The 21,663-nt window shown below is 72.2% G+C and carries 18 protein-coding genes; 10 read left to right on the plus strand and 8 right to left on the minus strand.

Annotated elements, in window-relative coordinates:
* Positions 1–188 precede the first annotated feature (188 nt).
* On the minus strand, positions 189–1,310 hold the full coding sequence (cobT, locus tag ACZ43N_RS07945; protein WP_468095831.1) for a nicotinate-nucleotide--dimethylbenzimidazole phosphoribosyltransferase: 1,122 nt from the start codon (positions 1,308–1,310) through the stop codon (positions 189–191).
* Between the two features lie 198 nt (positions 1,311–1,508).
* Between cobT and ACZ43N_RS07950 the strand changes: the two genes are divergently transcribed.
* A complete protein-coding gene (locus ACZ43N_RS07950; protein ID WP_468095833.1) occupies positions 1,509–2,402 on the plus strand; it encodes a class I SAM-dependent methyltransferase in 894 nt (297 codons plus the stop codon).
* Here the strand turns inward: ACZ43N_RS07950 and ACZ43N_RS07955 are convergent.
* Positions 2,391–3,596: a bifunctional adenosylcobinamide kinase/adenosylcobinamide-phosphate guanylyltransferase gene (locus tag ACZ43N_RS07955; protein WP_468095834.1), complete on the minus strand. Its 1,206-nt coding sequence runs from the start codon at positions 3,594–3,596 to the stop codon at positions 2,391–2,393. The genes ACZ43N_RS07950 and ACZ43N_RS07955 overlap by 12 nt on opposite strands.
* Before the next feature lie 124 nt (positions 3,597–3,720).
* On the opposite strand from ACZ43N_RS07955, the gene ACZ43N_RS07960 reads away from it, so the two are divergent.
* The gene (locus tag ACZ43N_RS07960) at positions 3,721–3,933 is read left to right on the plus strand and encodes a hypothetical protein (RefSeq protein ID WP_468075402.1); all 213 of its coding nucleotides are present in this window, start codon (positions 3,721–3,723) and stop codon (positions 3,931–3,933) included.
* 176 nt (positions 3,934–4,109) lie between these two features.
* Here ACZ43N_RS07960 and ACZ43N_RS07965 read toward each other — a convergent pair whose 3' ends face one another.
* A complete protein-coding gene (locus tag ACZ43N_RS07965; protein WP_468096457.1) occupies positions 4,110–4,907 on the minus strand; it encodes a class I SAM-dependent methyltransferase in 798 nt (265 codons plus the stop codon).
* Entirely contained in the window at positions 4,904–5,533 is a 630-nt protein-coding gene (locus tag ACZ43N_RS07970; protein ID WP_468095835.1) for a DUF3043 domain-containing protein, read from the minus strand. Before ACZ43N_RS07970 ends, ACZ43N_RS07965 begins: the two co-directional genes overlap by 4 nt.
* Before the next feature lie 334 nt (positions 5,534–5,867).
* Here ACZ43N_RS07970 and ACZ43N_RS07975 point away from each other — a divergent pair, with 334 nt between their 5' ends.
* The 6 genes from ACZ43N_RS07975 to ACZ43N_RS08000 all read left to right on the plus strand — a co-directional run bounded on the left by ACZ43N_RS07975 (position 5,868) and on the right by ACZ43N_RS08000 (position 14,929).
* On the plus strand, positions 5,868–6,662 hold the full coding sequence (locus tag ACZ43N_RS07975) for a PspA/IM30 family protein (protein ID WP_468095837.1): 795 nt from the start codon (positions 5,868–5,870) through the stop codon (positions 6,660–6,662).
* A gap of 34 nt (positions 6,663–6,696) precedes the next feature.
* Positions 6,697–6,975 carry a PspA-associated protein PspAA gene (gene pspAA / locus ACZ43N_RS07980; protein WP_468095838.1) on the plus strand — a complete coding sequence of 93 codons (279 nt, stop codon included), beginning with the start codon at positions 6,697–6,699 and terminating at the stop codon, positions 6,973–6,975.
* Positions 6,976–7,358: 383 nt separating this feature from the next.
* Positions 7,359–8,594: a sensor histidine kinase gene (locus ACZ43N_RS07985; protein WP_468095839.1), complete on the plus strand. Its 1,236-nt coding sequence runs from the start codon at positions 7,359–7,361 to the stop codon at positions 8,592–8,594.
* Between the two features lie 22 nt (positions 8,595–8,616).
* On the plus strand, positions 8,617–9,306 hold the full coding sequence (locus tag ACZ43N_RS07990) for a response regulator (protein WP_468095840.1): 690 nt from the start codon (positions 8,617–8,619) through the stop codon (positions 9,304–9,306).
* A 157-nt stretch (positions 9,307–9,463) separates the two neighbouring features.
* Entirely contained in the window at positions 9,464–12,586 is a 3,123-nt protein-coding gene (locus ACZ43N_RS07995) for an efflux RND transporter permease subunit (protein ID WP_468095841.1), read from the plus strand.
* Between the two features lie 153 nt (positions 12,587–12,739).
* Complete coding sequence (locus ACZ43N_RS08000) at positions 12,740–14,929, plus strand: protein kinase domain-containing protein (protein WP_468095843.1); 2,190 nt, start codon at positions 12,740–12,742, stop codon at positions 14,927–14,929.
* An 86-nt stretch (positions 14,930–15,015) separates the two neighbouring features.
* Here the strand turns inward: ACZ43N_RS08000 and nadA are convergent, their stop codons facing one another.
* A complete protein-coding gene (gene nadA / locus ACZ43N_RS08005) occupies positions 15,016–16,200 on the minus strand; it encodes a quinolinate synthase NadA (protein WP_468095844.1) in 1,185 nt (394 codons plus the stop codon).
* 314 nt (positions 16,201–16,514) lie between these two features.
* Between nadA and ACZ43N_RS08010 the strand changes: the two genes are divergently transcribed.
* Positions 16,515–16,871 (plus strand): HesB/IscA family protein, encoded by a 357-nt coding sequence (locus ACZ43N_RS08010; RefSeq protein WP_055512670.1) that lies wholly within the window; start codon positions 16,515–16,517, stop codon positions 16,869–16,871.
* A gap of 102 nt (positions 16,872–16,973) precedes the next feature.
* On the opposite strand, the gene ACZ43N_RS08015 is transcribed toward ACZ43N_RS08010, so the two are convergent.
* Both ACZ43N_RS08015 and ACZ43N_RS08020 read right to left on the minus strand, forming a co-directional pair.
* Positions 16,974–18,722: a hypothetical protein gene (locus tag ACZ43N_RS08015; protein WP_468095845.1), complete on the minus strand. Its 1,749-nt coding sequence runs from the start codon at positions 18,720–18,722 to the stop codon at positions 16,974–16,976.
* Between the two features lie 114 nt (positions 18,723–18,836).
* Complete coding sequence (locus ACZ43N_RS08020; RefSeq protein WP_468095846.1) at positions 18,837–19,046, minus strand: hypothetical protein; 210 nt, start codon at positions 19,044–19,046, stop codon at positions 18,837–18,839.
* Positions 19,047–19,181: 135 nt separating this feature from the next.
* Between ACZ43N_RS08020 and ACZ43N_RS08025 the strand changes: the two genes are divergently transcribed.
* Complete coding sequence (locus ACZ43N_RS08025) at positions 19,182–20,156, plus strand: carbohydrate kinase family protein (protein WP_468095847.1); 975 nt, start codon at positions 19,182–19,184, stop codon at positions 20,154–20,156.
* 4 nt (positions 20,157–20,160) lie between these two features.
* Here the strand turns inward: ACZ43N_RS08025 and ACZ43N_RS08030 are convergent, their stop codons facing one another.
* Positions 20,161–21,537 (minus strand): aminotransferase class V-fold PLP-dependent enzyme, encoded by a 1,377-nt coding sequence (locus ACZ43N_RS08030; RefSeq protein WP_468095848.1) that lies wholly within the window; start codon positions 21,535–21,537, stop codon positions 20,161–20,163.
* Positions 21,538–21,663 lie beyond the last annotated feature (126 nt).

The following is a 21,663-nucleotide window of genomic DNA, read 5'->3' on the forward strand; positions in this document are numbered from 1 at the left end:
CGCCTCCGCCGCGACGCCCCAGGCGGTGCCTCGCCCCGGTACCCCCCTGGTGCGGCCCTTTGACGGTGTCCCTGGTGCTGGTGCCGGTGCCGGTGCCGGTTCAGCTCTTCGCGCCCCGGTCGCGCGCAGCCGGGGTACGGCGCGGTCCGGCGTGCCGAACCGGCCGCTCCGACGTGGCCGGGTCCCGGCTACGTCGCGTCGTACTCCTCGGCGAGGTTCTTCTCCTCGGCCGCGCTGTCGTCGGCCGGCTTCCCCTGCTCGGCCGGCTCCCGCTCCGGCAGTTCCGCGGCAAGCGCCGCCGCGGCCTGCACCAGCGGCAGCGCGAGCAGCGCCCCCACGCCCTCCCCGACCTTCACCCCGTGGTCGAGCAGCGGCTCGATGGCCATCCGGTCCAACGCCTTGGCCTGCGCAGGCTCCCCGCTGTTCTGCCCGGCGAGCCACCAGTCCGGCGCCCGGAAGGCCACCCGCTGGGCGACCAACGCGCACGCGGCGGACACCACCCCGTCGAGGATCACCGGCAGCTTCCGTACCGCGCTCTGCAGCAGGAACCCGGTCATGGCGGCGAGATCGGCCCCGCCCACCGTCGCCAGCAGCTGCAACTGCTCCCCGAGCACCGGCCGGGCCCGCCGCAGGGCGTCCCGCACGGCAGCGCACTTCCGCATCCACGCCAGATCGTCGATCGCCCGACCGCCCCGCCCGGTCACCACCGACGCGTCGGTCCCGCACAGCGCGGCGACGAGGACGGCGGCGGCCGTGGTCCCGCCGACGCTGAGGTCCCCGAGCACGACCAGATCCGTCCCGGAGTCGGCCTCCTCGTCCGCGACGGCGACCCCCGCGCGGAAGGCGGCCTCCGCCTCCTCCAGGGTCAGCGCGTCCTCGACGTCGATGCGCCCGGAGCCGCGCCGCACCCGGTGCCGTACCACCTCGTCGGGCAGCGACCCGGGGTCGCAGTCCAGCGCCAGGTCGATCACCCGGACCGGCACCTCCAGCCGCCGGGCCAGCACCGCCACCGGGCTGCTTCCGTCGAGCACACCCCGCACCAGCTGGTCCGCGGTGCCCGCGGCCCGCGCGGAGACGCCCAGTTCGGCGATCCCGTGGTCGCCCGCGAACAGCAGCACACGGGCCCGGCCGATCGGCCGCACCGGCACGGCCGACTGTGCGGCCGCCAGCCACTCACCGAGGTCGTCCAACCGGCCCAGCGCCCCGGGCGGCACGATCTGCCTCTCCCGCCGCGCCTCGGCGTCGCGGCGCACCCCGCCGTCGGGGCGCTCGATCAGATCGGTGAAGTCGTCGAGATTAAGCGAGCTCATTCGCCGAACAGTACCGGCAGGGATCGAACACGACCGCGCCATACCGGGGCCCGCGGCGTACGAACCCGCACCGGAGCGCCCACCGGCCCGTCGCCCCGCCACGGGCACGTCATTGCGCCCCGGAGCCCGATCACCTACGTACCTTTTTGAGGCGAATGTTCGCATATCCGGATCCTCTTCACCGTCCCAGGAGCCGCCATGCATCCCACGCCTCGGCCGGACCCCGGCCAACTCGCCCCGGACACCCACCCCTTGCACGAACCGCGCCGGGACGACTGCCCCTGGTGCGGCTCACGGAGGCTGCGGACGCGGGTGCGGGCGCCGGAGGGGCCGCGGGGCACACCGGGCACGTTCGTGGTGGACGAGTGCCGGGACTGCTCCCATGCCTTCCAGAACCCCCGGCCCACCGCGGACGGGCTGCTCCTGCGCCACCACCGGCACCCCACCCAGGGGCACATCCGCTCCAACCTCGCCGGCCGGCTGCGCCGTCGGCACCACCGCACCGCGGCCCGCGCGATGCTGCCCTACCCCGAGCCGGAGAGCTGGCTCGACGTCGGCACCGGGCACGGCTACTTCCCGGAGGTCGCACGCGAGGTGCATCCGTACACCGCGTTCGACGGCGTCGACCCGACCCCGCGCGTCGAACGGGCGCGGGCGGCCGGACGGATCGAGGAGGCGTACCAGGGCCTCCTCACCGACCCGGACATCACCGCCCGACTGCGCGCCCGCTACGACGTGGTCAGCATGTTCCACCACCTGGAGCACACCACCGACCCCCGCGCGGAACTCCGCGCCGCCCGCACGGTCCTGCGCCCCGGCGGCCACCTCCTCGTCGAGGTCCCGGCCCCGGCCCGCCCGTTCGGCACGTCGGCCCTCGGCCACCGGTGGCCGGGCGAGGCGGACGACCGCCCCCGCCCGCTCCACCTCATGCCGCTGCGCAACCTCCTCGCCGAACTGCGGTCGCTGGGCTACGAGGTGGTGGCCACACGCTCCCGCATGCCCTTCCCGCCCCGCGCGCATCGGATCATCGCGCGCCGCACGGAGCTTCCACCCGCCCCCGTCGCCCCTCCGCCCGACCCCTCAGCCCCGTAGGGGCAGCGCCTGACCCGCCACGACCAGCAGCACATGCTCGCACTCCGCCGCGAACGCCGTGTTCAGCCGCCCGAGTTCGTCCCGGTACCGGCGTCCGGAGGCGGTGGCCGGCACGATCCCGGAGCCGACCTCGTTGGAGACGGCGACGACGGTCCGGCGGGTCTGCCGCACGGCCTCCGCCAGCTCGGTCACGCGCGCCCGGAGCGCGCGCTCCCCGCCGCCCGCCCACTCCGCGTCGTCCCACGCCCCCACCTCGTCCATGGCGTCCGTCAGCCACAGCGACAGACAGTCGATCAGCAGCGGCGGTCCGTCCTCCTCCTTGAGCAGGGGGACGAGGTCACAGGTCTCGACGGTGCGCCAGGAACCGGGCCGCCGCTCGCGGTGCGCGGCGACCCGCGCCGCCCACTCGCCGTCCCCGTTCCGCGTCCCGCCCGTCGCCACGTACAGCACGTCGGGGAACGCCTCCAGCCGCCGCTCCGCCTCCACCGACTTCCCGGACCGGGCCCCGCCCAGAACGAGCGTGCGGCGCGGTACGTCCGGCACGTCCTCGTAGGCGCCCACCGTCAGCGTCGTCCCGTCCGGCACGGTGCGCGCACCCGCTGCCGCGAGCCGACGCGGCAACTCGGCACCCGGCGGCACGTCATGGTCGACGTGCACGGCGATGACATCGGTCGTCGGCCCCACGGCACCCGCCGCCCGCAGTCGTGCCAGCGCGTCCGGCCGGCCCAGGACGTCGACGAGCACCATGTCGTACGGCGGGGCCGCCCCCTCCTCCAGCCCGGCAGGCGCACCTCCCGGCGGCAGATACAGCAGCCGCTGCCCGCCGGGCCCGGTCACCGCGTATCCCGTGCCCGGCGAGTCCAGGGCCTGCGCCCGCACCCGGTGCCCGGTCAGCAGCGCCAGTTCCTGTCCGTCCGGCACCCGCACCGGCTGCGGCAGCCCCGCCGGCACCTCCACGGAGGGCCCGCTGTGCGGATGCGACAGCAGCACCTGCCGTACGCCGGTCAGGGAGTGCCCGGCGCGCGCCGCCGCGAGGGCGGTGCCGGGAGTGAGGTCGAGCAGCAGCGTGCCGTCCACGAGCAGCGCGGTCGCCCCGCGCGCGGCATCACCGAGCGCGGTCGCGCACGCCGCGCACGGACAGTCGGGGCGGGGAAGCCCCGCGGGAGCGCCGGTGCCGAGCAGAGTCAGTTCCACACCTCCGATTTTCCCGCGTTCCGAGGAACACCCGCAGGTCTTGTGCGTCCGACTAGGCTCAGAGGGAACCGGATCTTGCTCGGTGCCGGTGAGCGGCGCCGGGCCGGTACTTACGGAGGCTCACATGGCGGCATGGACGTGGCGGTTCGAGAAGGCCGACGGGACGGAGGTCCAGCCCGCGGTCCAGCCCGAGGAGTTCACGACCCAGGGGGACGCCGAGTCATGGATCGGCGAACAGTGGAAGGCGCTGCTCGACGGCGGCGCCGACCAGGTCCGCCTCTTCGAGGACACGACTGAGATCTACGGCCCGATGAGCCTCCACGCGCAGGAGGCCTGACAGGCACGGACCCCCCCGCGCCCCTGCCAAGGGGCGCGGGGAACTGCGCGATCAATCACATCGAGCCCGCACCCGCCCGGAAGCAGGTCCTCCCGAGCCGCTGCCCCCAAGGGGGTCGAAGGGGCACAGCCCCTTGAGGACGGGACGGGACAGGAAGGGGCGGTGGAGGCGAGACCCTAGCCCCGCACCCCGCACAGGTGCAGCAGCGCCGCCACCTGGCGGTACGGGTCCGTTCGCCCGGCCCGCTCCTCCGCCGCGAGCAGCGCCTCCAGAGCCTCCCGGCTCTCGGGCACCACCGCGTCGTCGGCCGCCAGGTCCGTGAACACCCGCACCCCGTACCACGCGTGCAGCGGCGCCCCGATCCCCCCGAGCGTGTCCGTCAGCGCGTCCCGCCGGTCCGCCCGCACATCGAGTCCCAGCCGGTTCCGGTACGCGGTCGTGTCGAACGCCGCGAGCGCCCCGGCCCAGTCCCCGGCCAGCCCCGCCCGCATCGCGAGCGCGTCACCGTTGCGCACCAGCAGCGACAGCAGCCCCCCGGGCGCCAGCATCCGGGCCAGCCCCGCCAGCAGGGCGTCCGGCTCCTCGACGTACATCAGCACACCGTGGCAGAGCACCACGTCGAACCCGCCGGGCAGGAAGTGCACACCGGTGTCCCGGCCGTCACCCTCGACGATGCGCATCCGGCTGCGGATGCCCTCGGGCTCCGCGGCCAGCGCCTCCCGCGCCACGGCGATGAGCCGCGGCTCACGCTCGATTCCGGTCACCTCGTGCCCGGCCCGCGCCAGCCGCAGCGCCTGCGTGCCCTGCCCCATCCCGACGTCGAGCACCCGCAACCGCTGCCCCACGGGGAAGCGCGCGGCTATCTGCTCGTCGACCTGGCGGGCCACCAGCTCCTGTCGTACGACCTCACGCAGCGTCCCCAGCCGGTTGAGCCAGGCCTCGGCGGCGTCCCCGGAGAAAGCCGTCGTGCTCAGGGCCGCTCTCCGCGCTTGACCTGCGGCTTCGGCAACCTCAGGCGACGCATCTGAAGGGTGCGCATCAGGGCGTACGCGACGACGCCCCTCTTGTTCTCGTCGGGGTAGCGGGCGTTCAGCTGCTTCTTCAGCCGGATGCCGAGGCCGATCGAGTCGACCACGATCAGGATGATCACGAACAGCCACAGCAGCAGCGCGATGTTCTGCAGCGCCGGTACCCGCACCATGCTCAGCACGAGGATGATCACGGCCAGCGGCAGGAAGAACTCGGCGATGTGGAAACGCGAGTCCACGTAGTCACGGGCGAACCGGCGGACCGGACCCTTGTCCCGCGCGGGCAGATAGCGCTCGTCACCGGTGGCCAGCGCCTGGCGCTGCTTCTCCAGCGCGGCGCGCCGCTCGTCACGGGAACGCTTGGCTGCCTCCTTGCGCGTCGTCGGCGTGCTGGCGACGCTGCGACGCTGGGACTGGGCCTCGCTCCGCTTGGGAGTGGGCCGGCCCTTGGGGGCCTGCGGGTCACGGGTCTGCTTGGAGTCGGTCACCGACGCCTTCTCGGCGACCGCTTCCTTCTCGCTCTTGGCGCGGCTACGAAACACAAAACCCAAGGGTACGGGGTGCCGGGGCATGGACCCCAGCCCCGTGGGGAACGATCCGGCAACACCCGGCGTCTGTGCTGGGGACAGAACGGGACCAAAAGTGGACCGGGGAGCCGGAGAAGACGGAAACGGGGGAGTGCGGTGAAGATTCGTCCGTAGGGGAGCTGAGGTATTCCGGGGGGCAGGCCGTACCTGACCCCGGGGGCCACCTACTCCCTACGCCGGATCGGTGCCGTCCACAGTCGTCCTTGGGGAGGAGCGCATCCGTCCCCGAACAGTGCGGTAATGGATGCAGGGCCCGTACTGTGGGTTCTGTCGAGAGACCGGTGAGCTGGAGTCCGTCAGAAGGGGGCGCGCGAAGCCCATGAGCGGTGTCATGAAGCGTATGGGGATGATCTTCCGCGCGAAGGCGAACAAGGCCCTTGACCGGGCCGAGGACCCGCGCGAGACCCTCGATTACTCGTACCAGAAGCAGTTGGAGCTGCTCCAGAAGGTGCGGCGCGGTGTGGCCGACGTGGCCACGTCCCGCAAGCGCCTGGAACTCCAGCTCAACCAGCTCCAGTCACAGTCCTCGAAGCTGGAGGACCAGGGCCGCAAGGCGCTCGCGCTCGGCCGTGAGGACCTGGCCCGCGAGGCTCTCTCCCGGCGCGCCGCGCTCCAGCAGCAGGTGACGGACCTGGAGACCCAGCACTCCACCCTCCAGGGCGAGGAGGAGAAGCTCACCCTCGCCGCCCAGCGGCTCCAGGCCAAGGTCGACGCCTTCCGTACGAAGAAGGAGACGATCAAGGCCACCTACACCGCCGCCCAGGCCCAGACCCGGATCGGGGAAGCCTTCTCCGGCATTTCCGAGGAGATGGGCGACGTCGGTCTCGCCATCCAGCGCGCCGAGGACAAGACGGCGCAGCTCCAGGCCCGCGCCGGCGCCATCGACGAACTGCTCGCCTCCGGTGCCCTCGACGACCCGTCCGGCATGCACAAGGACGACATCCAGGCCGAGCTGGACCGCCTCTCCGGCGGCACGGACGTCGAGCTGGAGCTCCAGCGGATGAAGGCGGAGCTGGCGGGCGGTACGTCCGGGCAGCAGGCCATCGAGGGCGGACAGGGCTCCGCCCAGCAGCAGTCCCAGCACCAGGACACCCCCCGCTTCGACAAGCAGTAGTCACCGTGTGAGTCCCGTGCCTGAGGAGGGCGACATGATCGTGCGGATCATGGGGGAGGGGCAGGTGGAGCTGGCCGACAGCCACTTCGCCGAGCTGAACAAGCTGGACGACGAGCTACTGGCGGAGATGGAGAGCGGCGACGGCCCCGGCTTCCGCCGCACCCTCCACGCCCTCCTGGCCAAGGTCCGGGAACTGGGCACCCCCCTCCCGGACGCCACCCTCGAGCCCTCGGAACTGATCCTGCCTTCCCCCGACGCCACCCTGGAGGACGTCAGGGAGATGCTGAGCGACGACGGCCTGATCCCGGGGTAGGGGGTGTTAGTGAAAGTCCCGCACAGCACCCGCGGCGCCCGGCACGCACCCTCGCCGCACCGGCCAAAGACCCACGTAGCGCCGCTACGAGGGCCTTCGCCCGGCACGCCGAGGCCACGCACCGGACATCGCGGGCACCGCACTGGACTTTCACAGCACCAGCCACGAGGAAGGGGCGCAGTCCCCTTCCCAGGGGCGCGGGGAACTGCGCGACAAGCCGCCACGGACCCGCACCCGCCGAACCCACCCGCACCCCCGAGTCACAGGGCGGCGCCGACGCCGGGTCGAAGGGGCGGCAGCCCCTGGGGAGGGGACGGGCAGGGGCGGCGGGGGCGAACCCCATGGCTACCGCCCCCCGCGAGGGCCCCGTACCGTAAACCCTCGTGAGCACCCTCCAGCGCACCAGGACCTGGCTGACAACGCACCCCCTCGCGCTGGACGCGGCCATCGCTCTCGGTGTCTTCACCTGCATGCTCGCGGGCTCCTTCGTGGACCCCCACACGGATCACCCCGACAAGTGGGGCACCCGTACCCCCGACGCCGTCGGCATCACCCTCATGGTGCTCGCCGCCGCGACCCTCGTCGCCCGCCGCCGCGCCCCCCTCCCGGTCCTGGCCGCGACCTCCGCCCTCGCCCTCACTGAGCTCGTCACCGGTGACCCCCGGGCGCCCGTCGCGATGTCCGCCGTCATCGCCCTCTACACCGTCGCCTCCACCACCGACCGCCCCACCACCTGGCGCGTCGCCCTCCTCACGATGACCGTCCTGACGGCCACGGCCATGCTCGTCGGCCCCGCCCCCTGGTACGACCAGGAGAACATCGGCATCTTCGCCTGGACCGGCATGGCCGCCACCGCCGGAGACGCGGTCCGCAGCCGCCGGGCCTTCGTGGCGGCGATCAGGGAACGCGCCGAACGGGCCGAGCGCACCCGCGAGGAGGAGGCCCGCCGCCGGGTCGCCGAGGAACGCCTGCGGATCGCCCGCGACCTGCACGACGTCGTCGCCCACCACATCGCCCTGGTCAACGTCCAGGCCGGAGTCGCCGCGCATGTCATGGACAAGCGGCCCGACCAGGCCAAGGAGGCCCTCGCCCACGTCCGCGAGGCCAGCCGCTCCGCGCTGAACGAACTCCGCGCCACGGTCGGTCTGCTGCGCCAGTCCGGCGACCCCGAGGCCCCCACGGAACCCGCCCCCGGCCTGACCCGGCTCGACGAACTCGTCGGCACCTTCCACAGCGCCGGCCTCGCCGTCGACGTGGTCCGCGCCGACGAGGACAGCACCCTCCCCGCCGCCGTCGACCTCGCCGCGTACCGCGTCATCCAGGAAGCCCTCACCAATGTGCAGAAGCACGCGGGGACGCAGGCGAAGGCCGAGGTCAGCGTCGTCCGGGTGGGGCCGAGCGTGGAGATCACGGTCCTCGACAACGGCGCCCGGACCCCAGGCGCCCCGGACGCCGGCGGCGCGGGCGGCGGCCACGGCCTCCTCGGCATGCGCGAACGCGTCACCGCCCTCGGCGGCACCCTCACCACCGGCCCCCGCTACGGAGGCGGCTTCCGCGTCCATGCGATCCTGCCGCTCACCAGCCGCACGGCCCGCGCGGAAGCGCCCGCGCGACCCTGACCACCGCACCGGGGGACTTCGTATGACCATCCGTGTCCTGCTCGCCGACGACCAGGCCCTGCTGCGCAGCGCCTTCCGGGTGCTCGTGGACTCGGAACCGGACATGGAGGTCGTGGGGGAGGCGTCGGACGGCGCGGAGGCGGTGCGGCTGGCGAAGGAGGAGCGGGCCGACATCGTCCTGATGGACATCCGGATGCCCGGCACCGACGGGCTCGCCGCCACCCGGATGATCAGCGCCGACCCCGAGCTGGCCCAGGTCAGGGTGGTCATCCTCACCACCTTCGAGGTCGACGACTACGTGGTGCAGTCCCTGCGCGCCGGCGCCTCCGGCTTCCTCGGCAAGGGCGCCGAACCGGACGAACTGCTGAACGCGATCCGGGTCGCCGCCGCCGGTGATGCCCTGCTGTCGCCGTCCGCGACCAAGGGCCTGATCGCCCGCTTCCTCGCCCAGACCGACGACCCCGCCGGGGACGACGACACCGACACCGCCCGATCCGAACGGCTCGGCACCCTGACCAGCCGCGAGCGCGAGGTCCTCGTGCACGTCGCCGGGGGACTCTCCAACGACGAGATCGCCGAGCGCCTGGAGGTGAGCCCGCTGACCGTGAAGACCCACGTCAACCGGGCCATGGCGAAGCTCGGCGCCCGGGACCGGGCCCAGCTGGTGGTTTTCGCGTACGAGTCGGGCCTGGTACGCCCAAGGGTGGAGTGAACTCCACCCCGCACTACTGCGGCCGGAGTATGCGCGGGATAAGGAAATGGACCTGCGGAGCGACGGATCGGCTCCCTCCATGGCCCAGGGTATGAGGTGGCGCCCACATCGGCGCCCGTCCTCCGCTCACGCCACAAGAAGAGAGATCCGGTCACCCATGTCCTGGCTGTCCCGGTTCAGCCTCGCACAACGGGCCCTCGTCGGTCTGGTGTCGATCATCGCGCTCGCCTTCGGAGCGATCGCGATACCCCAGCTCAAACAGCAACTCCTGCCCACCATCGAACTGCCGGTGGTGTCCGTGCTCGCGCCGTACCAGGGCGCCTCCCCGGACGTGGTCGAGAAGCAGGTCGTCGAACCCATCGAGGACAGCCTCGAAGCCGTCGACGGCATCACGGGCGTCACGTCCACCGCCGGCGAGGGCAACGCCCTGATCATGGCGTCCTTCGACTACGGCCCCGGCACCGACCAGCTCGTCACGGACGTCCAGCAGGCCGTCAACCGGGTCCGCGCTCAGCTCCCGGACGACGTGGACCCGCAGGTGATCGCCGGCTCGACGGACGACATCCCGACCGTCGTCCTCGCCGTCACCTCCGACCAGGACCAGCAGGCCCTCGCCGACCAGCTCGACCGCACGGTCGTCCCCACCCTGGAGGACATCGACGGCGTCGGCCAGGTCACCGTCGCCGGCGCACGAGACATCCAGGTCACCGTCACCCCCGACGACGCGAAGCTCGCCAAGGCGGGCCTGACCACCATGGCCCTCTCCCAGGCCCTCCAGGCCGGTGGTGTCACCATGCCCGCGGGCTCCTTCGACGAGGACGGCAGCAACCGCACCGTCCAGGTCGGCGGCGGCTACACCTCGCTCAAGCAGATCCAGGACCTGAGGGTGCGCGGTGAGGGCGGCAAGAAGCCCGTACGGCTCGCCGACGTCGCCACCGTCAAGGAGGAAGAGGCCAAGGCCGACTCCCTCACCCGGACCAACGGCGAGCCCAGCCTCGCGGTCATGGTCACCATGGACCGCGACGGCAGCGCGGTCGCCATCTCCGGCGCCGTCGAGGACAAGCTGGCCGACATGCGCCGGGACCTCGGCTCCGGCGCCACCGTCACCGTGGTCAGCGACCAGGGCCCGGCGGTCTCCAAGTCCATCGACGGCCTGACCACCGAGGGCGCGCTGGGTCTGCTCTTCGCGGTCCTCGTCATCCTGGTCTTCCTCGCGTCGATCCGCTCCACCCTCGTCACGGCCGTGTCCATCCCGCTGTCGGTGGTCCTCGCCCTGATCGTCCTGTGGACCCGTGACCTCTCCCTGAACATGCTCACGCTCGGCGCGCTGACCATCGCCATCGGCCGCGTCGTCGACGACTCGATCGTGGTCCTGGAGAACATCAAGCGCCACCTCGGCTACGGCGAGGAGCGCCAGGAGGCCATCCTCAAGGCGGTTCGCGAGGTCGCCGGCGCGGTCACCTCGTCCACCCTGACGACGGTCGCCGTGTTCCTCCCGGTCGGCCTCACCGACGGCATGGTCGGCGAGCTGTTCGGCAGCTTCTCACTGACGGTGACGGCGGCCCTGCTGGCCTCCCTCCTCGTCTCGCTGACGGTCGTCCCCGTCCTGTCGTACTGGTTCCTGCGCGCCCCGAAGGGCACGCCCGAGGACGCCGACGAGGCCCGCCGCCAGGCCGAGGAGAAGGAGGCGAAGAGCCGTCTGCAGCGCTTCTACGTCCCCGTCCTGCGCTTCGCGACCCGGCGCCGGCTCACCAGCGTGGTCATCGCGGTCGTCGTCCTGCTCGGCACGTTCGGCATGGCCCCGCTGCTGAAGACCAACTTCTTCGACCCGGGCGACCAGCAGGTCCTCAGCCTCAAGCAGGAGCTGAAGCCCGGCACCAGCCTCGCCGCGACCGACAAGCAGACGAAGAAGGTCGAGAAACTGCTCGCGGGCACCGAGGGAGTCAGGGACTACCAGGTCACCGTCGGCTCCTCCGGCTTCCTGGCGGCCTTCGGCGGCGGCACCGACTCCAACCAGGCCTCCTACAACGTGATGCTGGAGGACTCCGCGACCGCAGAGGACGTCCAGGAGCGCATCGAGGACGGCCTGAAGGACCTGTCCGGTGTCGGTACGACGACCATCGCGGCCGGTGACGGCTTCGCCAACCAGGATCTGAGCGTGGTGGTGAAGGCCGCCGACGCCGACGTCCTGCGCAAGGCGTCCGAGCAGGTACGGGAAGCGGTCGCGTCGCTCGACAACGTCACCGACGTCACCAGTGACCTCTCCCAGAGCGTGCCCCGCATCTCCGTGAAGGCCACCGACAAGGCTGCCGCGGCCGGCTTCGACGACCAGACCCTCGGTGTCGCGGTCGCCCAGGCCGTCCGCGGTACGACCAGCGGCCGGGCCGTCCTCGACGACACCGAGCGGGACATCGTCATCAAGTCGGCCAAGCCCGCCGACACGCTGGACGAGCTGAGGAACCTGCCGCTCGGTCCGGTGAAGCTGGGCGCCGTCGCGGACGTCGAGCTGGTGGACGGCCCGGTCTCCATGACCCGGATCGACGGCCAGCGGGCCGCCACGATCACCGCGAAGCCGAAGGGCGACAACACGGGCGCGGTCAGCGCGGACCTCACCTCCAAGCTGAACGGACTGACGCTCCCCGCGGGCGCCACCGCCGAGATCGGCGGTGTCTCCGAGGACCAGGACGAGGCCTTCGCCTCGCTGGGCCTTGCGATGCTCGCGGCGATCGCCATCGTCTTCATGCTGCTGGTGGCGACCTTCCGGTCCCTGGTCCAGCCGCTGATCCTGCTGGTCTCCATCCCGTTCGCCGCCACCGGCGCCATCGGACTGCTGGTTGCCACCGGTACCCCGATGGGCGTCCCGGCGATGATCGGCATGCTGATGCTGATCGGCATCGTGGTCACCAACGCGATCGTGCTGATCGACCTGATCAACCAGTACCGGCGACAGGGCTACAGCACCGTCGAGGCGGTCGTCGAGGGCGGCCGCCACCGCCTGCGCCCGATCCTCATGACGGCCCTGGCGACGATCTTCGCCCTGCTGCCCATGGCCCTGGGCATCACCGGCGAGGGCGGCTTCATCGCCCAGCCGCTGGCGGTGGTGGTGATCGGCGGTCTGATCACCTCGACGCTGCTCACCCTGCTGCTGGTCCCGACCCTCTACACGATGGTCGAGATCCGCAAGGAACGCCGGGCGAAGAAGAAGGCCCTGAAGCGCGCGGGCGCCACGTCCGCCGCGACGGAGCCCCGCTCCGAGCAGACGGAGACCGCCGGGGTGTGACACCCCGCGACCGGCGCGGCCGGGCACCGGACCGACACGGTCCGGTGCCCGGCCCTCGTGTTTCCCCCGGTTACGTATCCTGGCGCTCGACTGCTTCACGGCTTCACGGGCTTCATGGCCTGCACAGGCCGCATACGGGGGAGGGATGCGGGCGTGCCGCTGCACAGCGACGACCCGAGATCGGTCGGCGGCTACCGGCTGGTCGACCGGCTCGGCACCGGGGGCATGGGCGTCGTCTACCGGGCGAGAACCCGTTCGGGCCGCGAGGTCGCGGTGAAGGTGGTGCACGCCCAGTACGCCGAGGACGCCGTCTTCCGCACCCGGTTCCGCCAGGAGATCGAGGCCGTGCGCAGGGTCAGCGGGGCCTTCACGGCATCGGTCGTGGACGCCGCCCCGGAGGCAGTGCGCCCGTGGATGGCGACCCAGTACGTGCCCGGCTGCTCGCTCGCCCAGCGGATCCGGGACGGGGGCCCGCTGCGGGACGGGGAACTGCGCCGGCTGACCCTGGGCATGGTCGAGGCGCTCCGGGAGATCCACCGGGCCGGTGTCGTGCACCGGGACCTGAAGCCGGCCAACGTCCTGATCGCCCCGGACGGGCCGCGTGTCATCGACTTCGGCATCTCCCGCGCCGCCGAGAACCACACCCTGACCGAAACGGGACAGATGATCGGCACCCCGCCCTTCATGTCCCCGGAACAGCTCACCGACGCCCGCACGGTCGGCCCCGCCTCGGACGTCTTCTCCCTGGGCAGCCTGCTGGTGTACACCCTCACCGGCCGGGGGCCCTTCGACGCCGACAGCCCCTACCTGACGGCGTACCGGGTGATCCACGACGAGCCCGTCCTGGACGAGGTGCCCCAGCCGCTGCGCGCGATCCTGGAGCGCTGCCTCGCCAAGGCCGCCGCCGACCGTCCCGGCCTCGACGAACTGGCGGAGGCGTTCGCGGCCATCCTGCCCGAAGGGGACCCGGACGAGCCGACGACCGTGACCCCCGACGCGGAGGCCCATACGGTGACCCGGCCGGTCCCCCGGCTGCGCCGCCGCCCGGTGCTGGCCGCGACCGGTACCGTCGGCGCGCTGGTCCTCGCGATGACGGCCTATCTGCTGGGGCCCGGCTGGGCGGAGAGCGGTGCGGAGGAGACCCCCGAACCGTCCCCGACATCCCGCTGGGTGTCACCGCCCAGCGGCTGGAAGCCCTGGCAGACGACGGTGTACGAGACCGCGGCGTCCGGTGCCCGGAAGCCGCTGGCCGGAGACGGCGGGATGACGGGCGGGGATCCCCAATGCCGGGTGCAGAAGGACGCCGTCTACTGCGGGGGCGACGGGGTCCTGCCGGTACGCGTGGACGGCCGCACCGGAAGAACGGTGTGGCGCGCGGGCATCGCACCGGCCGGTACGGAGCGAGGGTCGTACTCCTCGTCCGTCCTCGGTGTCACGGACGGCACCGTGCTCGTCCGGCAGACGGTTGTCACCGAGGCCCCCGTCGACGACCCGTCCCGTCTGGTCGCCCTCGACGCCGAGACCGGTGACCGGCTGTGGACCAGTGAGGTCGTCAACCCCGACCTTCCCGTCGTGCAGGTCGGCGACCTCGTGCTCCTTGCCGAAGCGAACGGCCGGACGGCGACGGCACGGGTGCCGCGCACCGGAGCCGAACTCTGGTCACTGGAGTTTCCCGCCGGTCACGACTGTCAGTTGACCACGACGTCCGGAACGGCGTGGTACGTGTACTGCCTGCCCAACACACTGGAGACGAGCGCGGCCGAGACCGGCCTGCTCCTGGCGGTGGACACGCGCGACGGATCGGACCGGCGGTGGAGGGTCCCGGTCGACGGCTCCCCCCTCGGGGTGCTCGACGGGCAGGTGGCCGTGATGCTCCGGGAGGAGGCCAAGCCCGGCTCCCGGCACCGCTACACCGGAGTCCTGCTGCTCGACCCGGACACCGGGAGCCGCACCACCACGAAGCTGTCGGAGCCGTACGAGGGCCGGGTGACAGCTGCCGACGCCACGCTGGCGTTCAGCGAGCCCAGCGGCCGGGTCACCGCCGTGTCGCCGCGGACGGGCAAGCGGCTGTGGCAGACCCGTACCAGTCTGGAGAGGCCGAGCGCCCCCCTGTACGACGGGCGTACCGACACCCTGTTCGTGGTGAGCTCCAGCGGTCGGGTCGCGGCCCTCGACGGTTCCAAGGGCACCGCGCTGTGGGAGACCCTGCCCCGCACCGGGCCGGCCACGGCCGGCCAGGACCGCCCGCAGGCCCTGGTGTACGAGGGCGCGCTGGTGGTGGCGATCCCGGACGGCACCCTCTGCTCACTGGACCCGGCCCACCCCGAGCGGAAACCCGTCTAGGGGCTGTGGTGAAAGTCCGGGCGCCGCGGGTGCTGTGCGGGACTTTCACCACAGCCCCCTAGGGGTGAGCGCACGTCGCGTGCGACCTACGGCAGCGCCAGCATCCGCTCCAGCGCCAGCTTCGCGAACGCCTCGGTCTCCTTGTCGACCTCGATCCGGTTGACGAGGTTGCCCTCCGCCAGCGACTCCAGCGTCCACACCAGGTGGGGCAGGTCGATGCGGTTCATGGTCGAGCAGAAGCAGACCGTCTTGTCGAGGAAGACGATCTCCTTGTCCTCGGACGCGAAACGGTTCGCCAGTCGGCGTACGAGGTTCAGCTCGGTACCGATGGCCCACTTGGAGCCGGCGGGGGCCGCCTCCAGCGTCTTGATGATGTACTCGGTGGACCCGACGTAGTCCGCCGCCGCCACGACCTCGTGCTTGCACTCGGGGTGCACGAGGACGTTGACCCCGGGTATGCGGGCCCGTACGTCGTTCACCGAGTCCAGGCTGAAGCGGCCGTGCACCGAGCAGTGGCCCCGCCACAGGATCATCTTCGCGGCCCGCAGCTGCTCGACCGTGACACCGCCGCCCGGCTTGTGCGGGTTGTAGACGACGCAGTCCTCCAGCGACATGCCCATGTCCCGCACCGCGGTGTTGCGGCCCAGGTGCTGGTCGGGCAGGAACAGCACCTTCTCACCCTGCTCGAAGGCCCAGTCCAGCGCCCGCTTGGCGTTGGAGGAGGTGCAGATCAGACCGCCGTGCTTGCCCGTGAATGCCTTGATGTCGGCCGAGGAGTTCATGTACGACACCGGCACGACCTGCTCGGCCACCCCGGCCTCGGTCAGCACGTCCCAGCACTCCGCGACCTGCTCGGCGGTGGCCATGTCGGCCATCGAGCACCCGGCGGCGAGGTCGGGCAGGACCACCTTCTGGTCGTCGGAGGTCAGGATGTCCGCCGACTCGGCCATGAAGTGCACGCCGCAGAAGACGATGTACTCGGCCTCCGGCCGCGCCGCCGCGTCCCGGGCCAGCTTGAAGGAGTCGCCCGTGACGTCCGCGAACTGGATGACCTCGTCGCGCTGGTAGTGGTGGCCGAGCACGAAGACCTTGTCGCCGAGCTTCGCCTTGGCCGCCCGGGCACGCTCCACCAGGTCGGGGTCGGAGGGGGAGGGGAGGTCGCCGGGACAGTCGACACCGCGCTCGCTCCTCGGGTCGGCCTCACGGCCGAGCAGCAGCAGGGCGAGGGGCGTCGGCTGTACGTCGAGCTCCGTGGTCTGGGCGGTGGTCACGACACGCACCCTTTCTGTTCTGCGGCTCGCCGACCCGAGGGGGGTCGGCGGGACATGCGGGCTAGCCTTTTCGTCGAAATGACGCTATCTATCATAACCGCTTCACGTCACGTTGACGATGCCCATAGCGTCGATGTGACATGAATCCCGGCGGCAGGACCGGCCGCGCGTGCGGCGGCCGGTGCCCACCGCACGGGCCATGTGCGAGCATGAAGTAAGACGCGGTGGAAATCCGCTCGCCCCGGAATGAATCCGGGACCCCGGCGGTTGCACTCGTCGGCAAGCAGTCTCCGTACAACCCGGGAGAGATGTAGATGTCCGTATCGGACGAGACCACCACCGTCACCGACGGCATCATCCTGACCGACGCCGCCGCGGCCAAGGTCAAGGCCCTGCTCGACCAGGAAGGCCGTGACGACCTGTCGCTGCGCGTCGCCGTCCAGCCCGGCGGCTGCTCCGGCCTGCGCTACCAGCTCTTCTTCGACGAGCGTTCGCTCGACGGTGACGTGGTCAAGGACTTCGACGGTGTGAAGGTCACCACCGACCGTATGAGCGCCCCCTACCTGGGCGGCGCCACCATCGACTTCGTCGACACCATCGAGAAGCAGGGCTTCACCATCGACAACCCGAACGCGACCGGCTCCTGCGCCTGCGGCGACTCCTTCAGCTGAGCCCGCCCGCACGCCCTACGGCGCGCGCTGAGCACGACGAAGGCGGCTTCCCCCTCCGAGGGGGACGCCGCCTTCGTCTGTTCCCGGCTCACGCGGCCGGCCCTACTGCGGCTGCATCTCCTGGATCCCGCCCTCGGGGATCTCCTCGCCGTCCGGTCCGACCACCTCGCGGTCGCCCAGCGGCCCGTCCAGTTGCACGGTGCGTTCCATCGCCTTGGCGATCATGACGCAGACCCTGCCGGGGTGGGAGGTGCCGGTCACGGTGACCGTCACCTCGCCCGACTTCTCGGTCGCGGTGGCCGTGTACTCGCTGCACACCCCGCCCCAGAAGCTGACGGTCAGCTCCCTGCCGTCGACGGTGTAGCCCTGGACCGGGACACTCCGCGACGCGGGGTCGGCCGGCCCGTCACCGGGGACGTTCGGGTCCTCGGGCCCCTCGGTCGGCTCCTCCGGCTGGGAGGAGGCCAGGTACTTCGGGTCGACGGCCGGATGCGTCACCGTGAAACTCTCTGCAGCCTTCTGTGGCCGCACCTCGAACAGCCAGGACGGCACCAGCGCCGGCCGGCCGTCGACCTGGTGGGAGGCCAGCCCGAACACCGCGTCCTCGACCGGCAGGGGCCCTCGCGGCGCCGACGGCGCGACGTCCTCGTGGGCGGGGCCGACGCCCTGCCCAGAGTCGTTCAGCAGCTTCAGTGCCCGCTCCGCGTCGACCACGGGATACGTGTCGCCCTTCACGGGCGCCTTCACATTGCCGCTGCCGCCGACCACGGTGCCGTCGACGCCCACCTGGAGGTTGGTCGCCCAGCCGTACGTGGGCAGCCCGCCGACCTCGGGATCGGCGTTCACCACGCGGATGGTGCCGAGGAGCTGGGAGACGTCGAGCTTGGCGTCGTCCTGGCCGACGGCCTTGAGGATCGGCGTCGCCGCCTTCCTCGCCGCCGCCTCGCTCACCGGGTCGGTGTCGCCGGCCGGGGGCACGGCGCAGACGACGACCTTCCGGCAGTTGTCGGTGCCCGGTGTGAACCGGCTGAACGTCCACGTGCCTGGCGCCTGCCTGCCGACGTGCAGGGTGGGGCCCGATCCGTCGCCCGTGGTGCCGACCCGCCAGTTCTCGCCCTCGGCCCTCGGCTCGCCTTCGACGCCCAGCGCCTTCGCGAGCCGCGCCACCTCGGCGGCCGTGACCTGCCCCCTGGCCCGGTACACGGGGGCGGAGTCCGGGCCGTCCGGCAGCTTGCCGACAGCCTGGTAGGTCACCCCGTGGGGGTCGGGTTCACCGGGAGCGATGCCGTTCGAACCGCCGCCGCCGTACCCGTCGAGCGCCAGCGGCGGAGGAGTGGCGTCGGAGCCGGCCGATCGCCCGGAGCCATCGCCGGACCCACCGGACGTGGTCGCCGCGAGAAACGCCCCGCCACCGCCGACGAGCAGCACGGCCGCGGCCACGGAGGCCACGACCACGCGCGCCCGCCGCCGCGCCGCGCGCCGGGTGTCCTCGGTGTCGGCCGCCTCGGCCTGCCCGACGTCGGTCCGCCCGACCCCGGCGACCTCGGACACGTCGGCCGTACGGGCCTCCCGTGCCCCGTCGTCGCCCCCGTCCGGACCGCCCCGGTCGTCACCGCCGTCGTCCACGACCTCCGCGGGGCCGGGCCGATCGCCGCCGCCGTCCACGGGACCGGCCGTACGGGCGCGCGCCTCGTCGTGCCCGGCTTCCGTGGTGGGAGCCTTCTCGGCCTCGGCCGGGTCGGTCTTCTCGACCTCCTCGGCCCGGTCCCCGGCAGCCCTGATCTCCTCGATGACGTCGGGCCGGGTGCCCTCGTCCGGGTTCTCGGGGTGGTCGGGTCGCTCGGCGTTCACCGCATCGCTCCTTCGACTGGTCGTACACCGCCTCCCCTATACGGGGGACAGCGATGGGACGCGGTGGAGGAGCCGATGGTTCCCTGTCCGCTGCGCGGATGCGCGGCGGACCCGTCAGTCGCCGTAGTCGGACATCGCGTCCACCAGCCGCGCCGAGGTCGCGGGAACCGTCACCCCGTGGATGAGTGAAGGGGACACCGGAGCCGTAATGACCTTTGTGGGGGCCGCCCAGTGCGGAGCCATCCGGGCGCAGTCACCGCGAAGCGCCGCGAGGCCGCCCTCCGGGTCGAACGGGACGGTGCCGTGGATCTTGGGGTTCGTCATACCGGCACCGTATGCACCGTGAACCCCACGAAGAAAGCCCTACTATCGGGTAGTTTTGCCTGCTTCTGAGGGCGTGGACGACCCGGTAGCGTGAACTGTCAATCCCCTCTCCCTTCGCAGGAGCGTGTCCTCGCCGTGCGTATCGCAGTCTCCGGCTCCATCGCCACCGACCATCTGATGACCTTCCCGGGCCGCTTCGCCGACCAATTCGTCGCGGACCAGCTGCACACGGTCTCCCTCTCCTTCCTCGTCGACCAGCTCGACGTCCGCCGGGGCGGTGTCGGCGCGAACATCGCGTTCGGCATGGGACAACTCGGCACGAGGCCGATCCTGGTCGGCGCGGCCGGCTCCGACTTCGACGAGTACCGCGCGTGGCTCGACCGGCACGGCGTGGACACGGCCTCCGTGCGCATCTCCGAGACGCTGCACACCGCCCGCTTCGTCTGCACCACCGACGCCGACCACAACCAGATCGGCTCCTTCTACACCGGCGCCATGAGCGAGGCCCGCCTCATCGAGCTCAAGACCGTCGCCGACCGCGTCGACGGCCTCGACCTGGTCCTCATCGGCGCCGACGACCCGGAGGCGATGCTCCGCCACACCGAGGAGTGCCGTTCGCGCGGCATCCCCTTCGCCGCCGACTTCTCCCAGCAGATCGCCCGCATGGAGGGCGAGGAGATCCGGATACTGCTGGACGGCGCGACGTACCTCTTCTCCAACGAGTACGAGAAGGGCCTCATCGAGTCCAAGACCGGCTGGTCGGACGCGGAGATCCTCGGCCGGGTCGGCCACCGGGTGACCACCCTCGGCGCGCAGGGCGTCCGCATCGAGCGTGTGGGCCACGACCCCATCGAGGTCGGCTGCCCGGAGGAGGAGCGCAAGGCCGACCCCACCGGCGTCGGCGACGCGTTCCGCGCCGGCTTCCTCTCCGGGCTCGCCTGGGGTGTCTCCCTGGAGCGCGCGGCCCAGGTCGGCTGCATGCTCGCCACGCTGGTCATCGAGACCGTGGGCACGCAGGAGTACCAGCTGCGCCGGGCGCACTTCATGGAGCGGTTCACCAAGGCGTACGGGGACGAGGCGGGCGCCGAGGTGCAGACCCACCTCGCCTGAGGGCTCAGCTCACCCTGCGCACCACATAGGCCGAGCCGCGCTCCGCCGCTTCCTCTCCGACGTACTCCTGGCCGCGCATCTCGCACCATGCCGGGATGTCCAGGCGGGCCGCCTCGTCGTCGGAGAGGACGCGGACGCTGCCGCCGACGGGGACGTCGCCGATCACCTTCGCCAGCTCGATGACGGGGATGGGGCAGCGCTTGCCGAGGGCGTCCACGACGAGGGCGTCCTCGTGCACCACGGCGGCCGGGGCCGGCGCACCCAGCTTCTCCCGTACCGCCGCGACCGCCCCCGGCAGCACCGCCAGGAACCGCTCGACGTCCTCCTCGGATGTGCCCTGCGGCAGCGACACCCGGACGTTCCCCTCGCTCAGCACCCCCATGGCGCGCAGCACATGGCTGGGTGTCAGTGTGCTGCTGGTGCAGGAGGACCCGGAGGACACGGAGAACCCCTCGCGGTCCAGCTCGTGCAGCAGTGTCTCCCCGTCGACATAGAGACAGGAGAAGGTGACGACCCCCGGCAGCCGCCGCACCGGATGCCCGACCACCTCCACGTCCGGCACCAGCGACGGCACCCGCGCCCGGATCCGCTCCGTCAACTCCCGCAGCCTTTCGGCCTCCGCGGCGGCCTCCGCCCGTACCGCCCGCAGCGAGGCGGCCGCCGCCACGATCGCGGGGACGTTCTCGAACCCGGCGGCCCGCCCCGACTCCCGTTCGTCGGCGGGCCCTTGGACCGCGAACCGCACCCCCTTCCGTACGACGAGCAGTCCGACGCCGGACGGACCGCCCCATTTGTGGGCACTCCCGGTCAAGACCGACCAGTCCCCGTCGACCCGGCCCCACCCCAACGACTGCGCGGCGTCCACCAGCAGCGGCACCCCGGCCTCCCGGCACACCGCCGCCACCTCGGCCACCGGCTGCTCCGTCCCCACCTCGTGGTTGGCGGACTGGAGACAGGCCAGCGCGGTGTCCTGGCGCAGGGCCTCGGCGTACGAGGAGGCGGAGACCGCACCCGACCGATCCACCGCCACCTGGGTGACCGTCCCGCCGGCTGCCTCATGCGCCTCCGCGGCATGCAGCACCGAAGAGTGTTCGACGGCCGACACGATCAGGTGGCGTCCCACGCGCCGCCGCCCCGCCAGCACCCCCGCGACCCCGGAGTGCACCGAGCGCGTACCCGACGCGGTGAACACCAGCTCGTCCACCCGGCACCCCACCGCCTCGGCGGCCGCCTCGCGGGCGGCGTCCAGCAGCATCCGCGCCCGCCGCCCCTCCCGGTAGAGACGAGCGGGATCGGCCCACCCCTCGTCCAGGGAGGCCAACAGCGCCTGCCGGGCCACGGGATGGAGGGGAGCGGAGGAAGCAGAGTCGAAGTACGCCACACGTCAACGCTAAGGGGTCCTTTCACCATGAGCGTCCGATCAGGTCGCGGGGGGGGGGGGGGTGGGGGGGGGGGGGTGGGGTCACGCGACCCGGGTGGGGAAAATGAAAAGAAACCCCAAACACTG

This window comes from Streptomyces sp. NPDC030814, assembly GCF_055572155.1.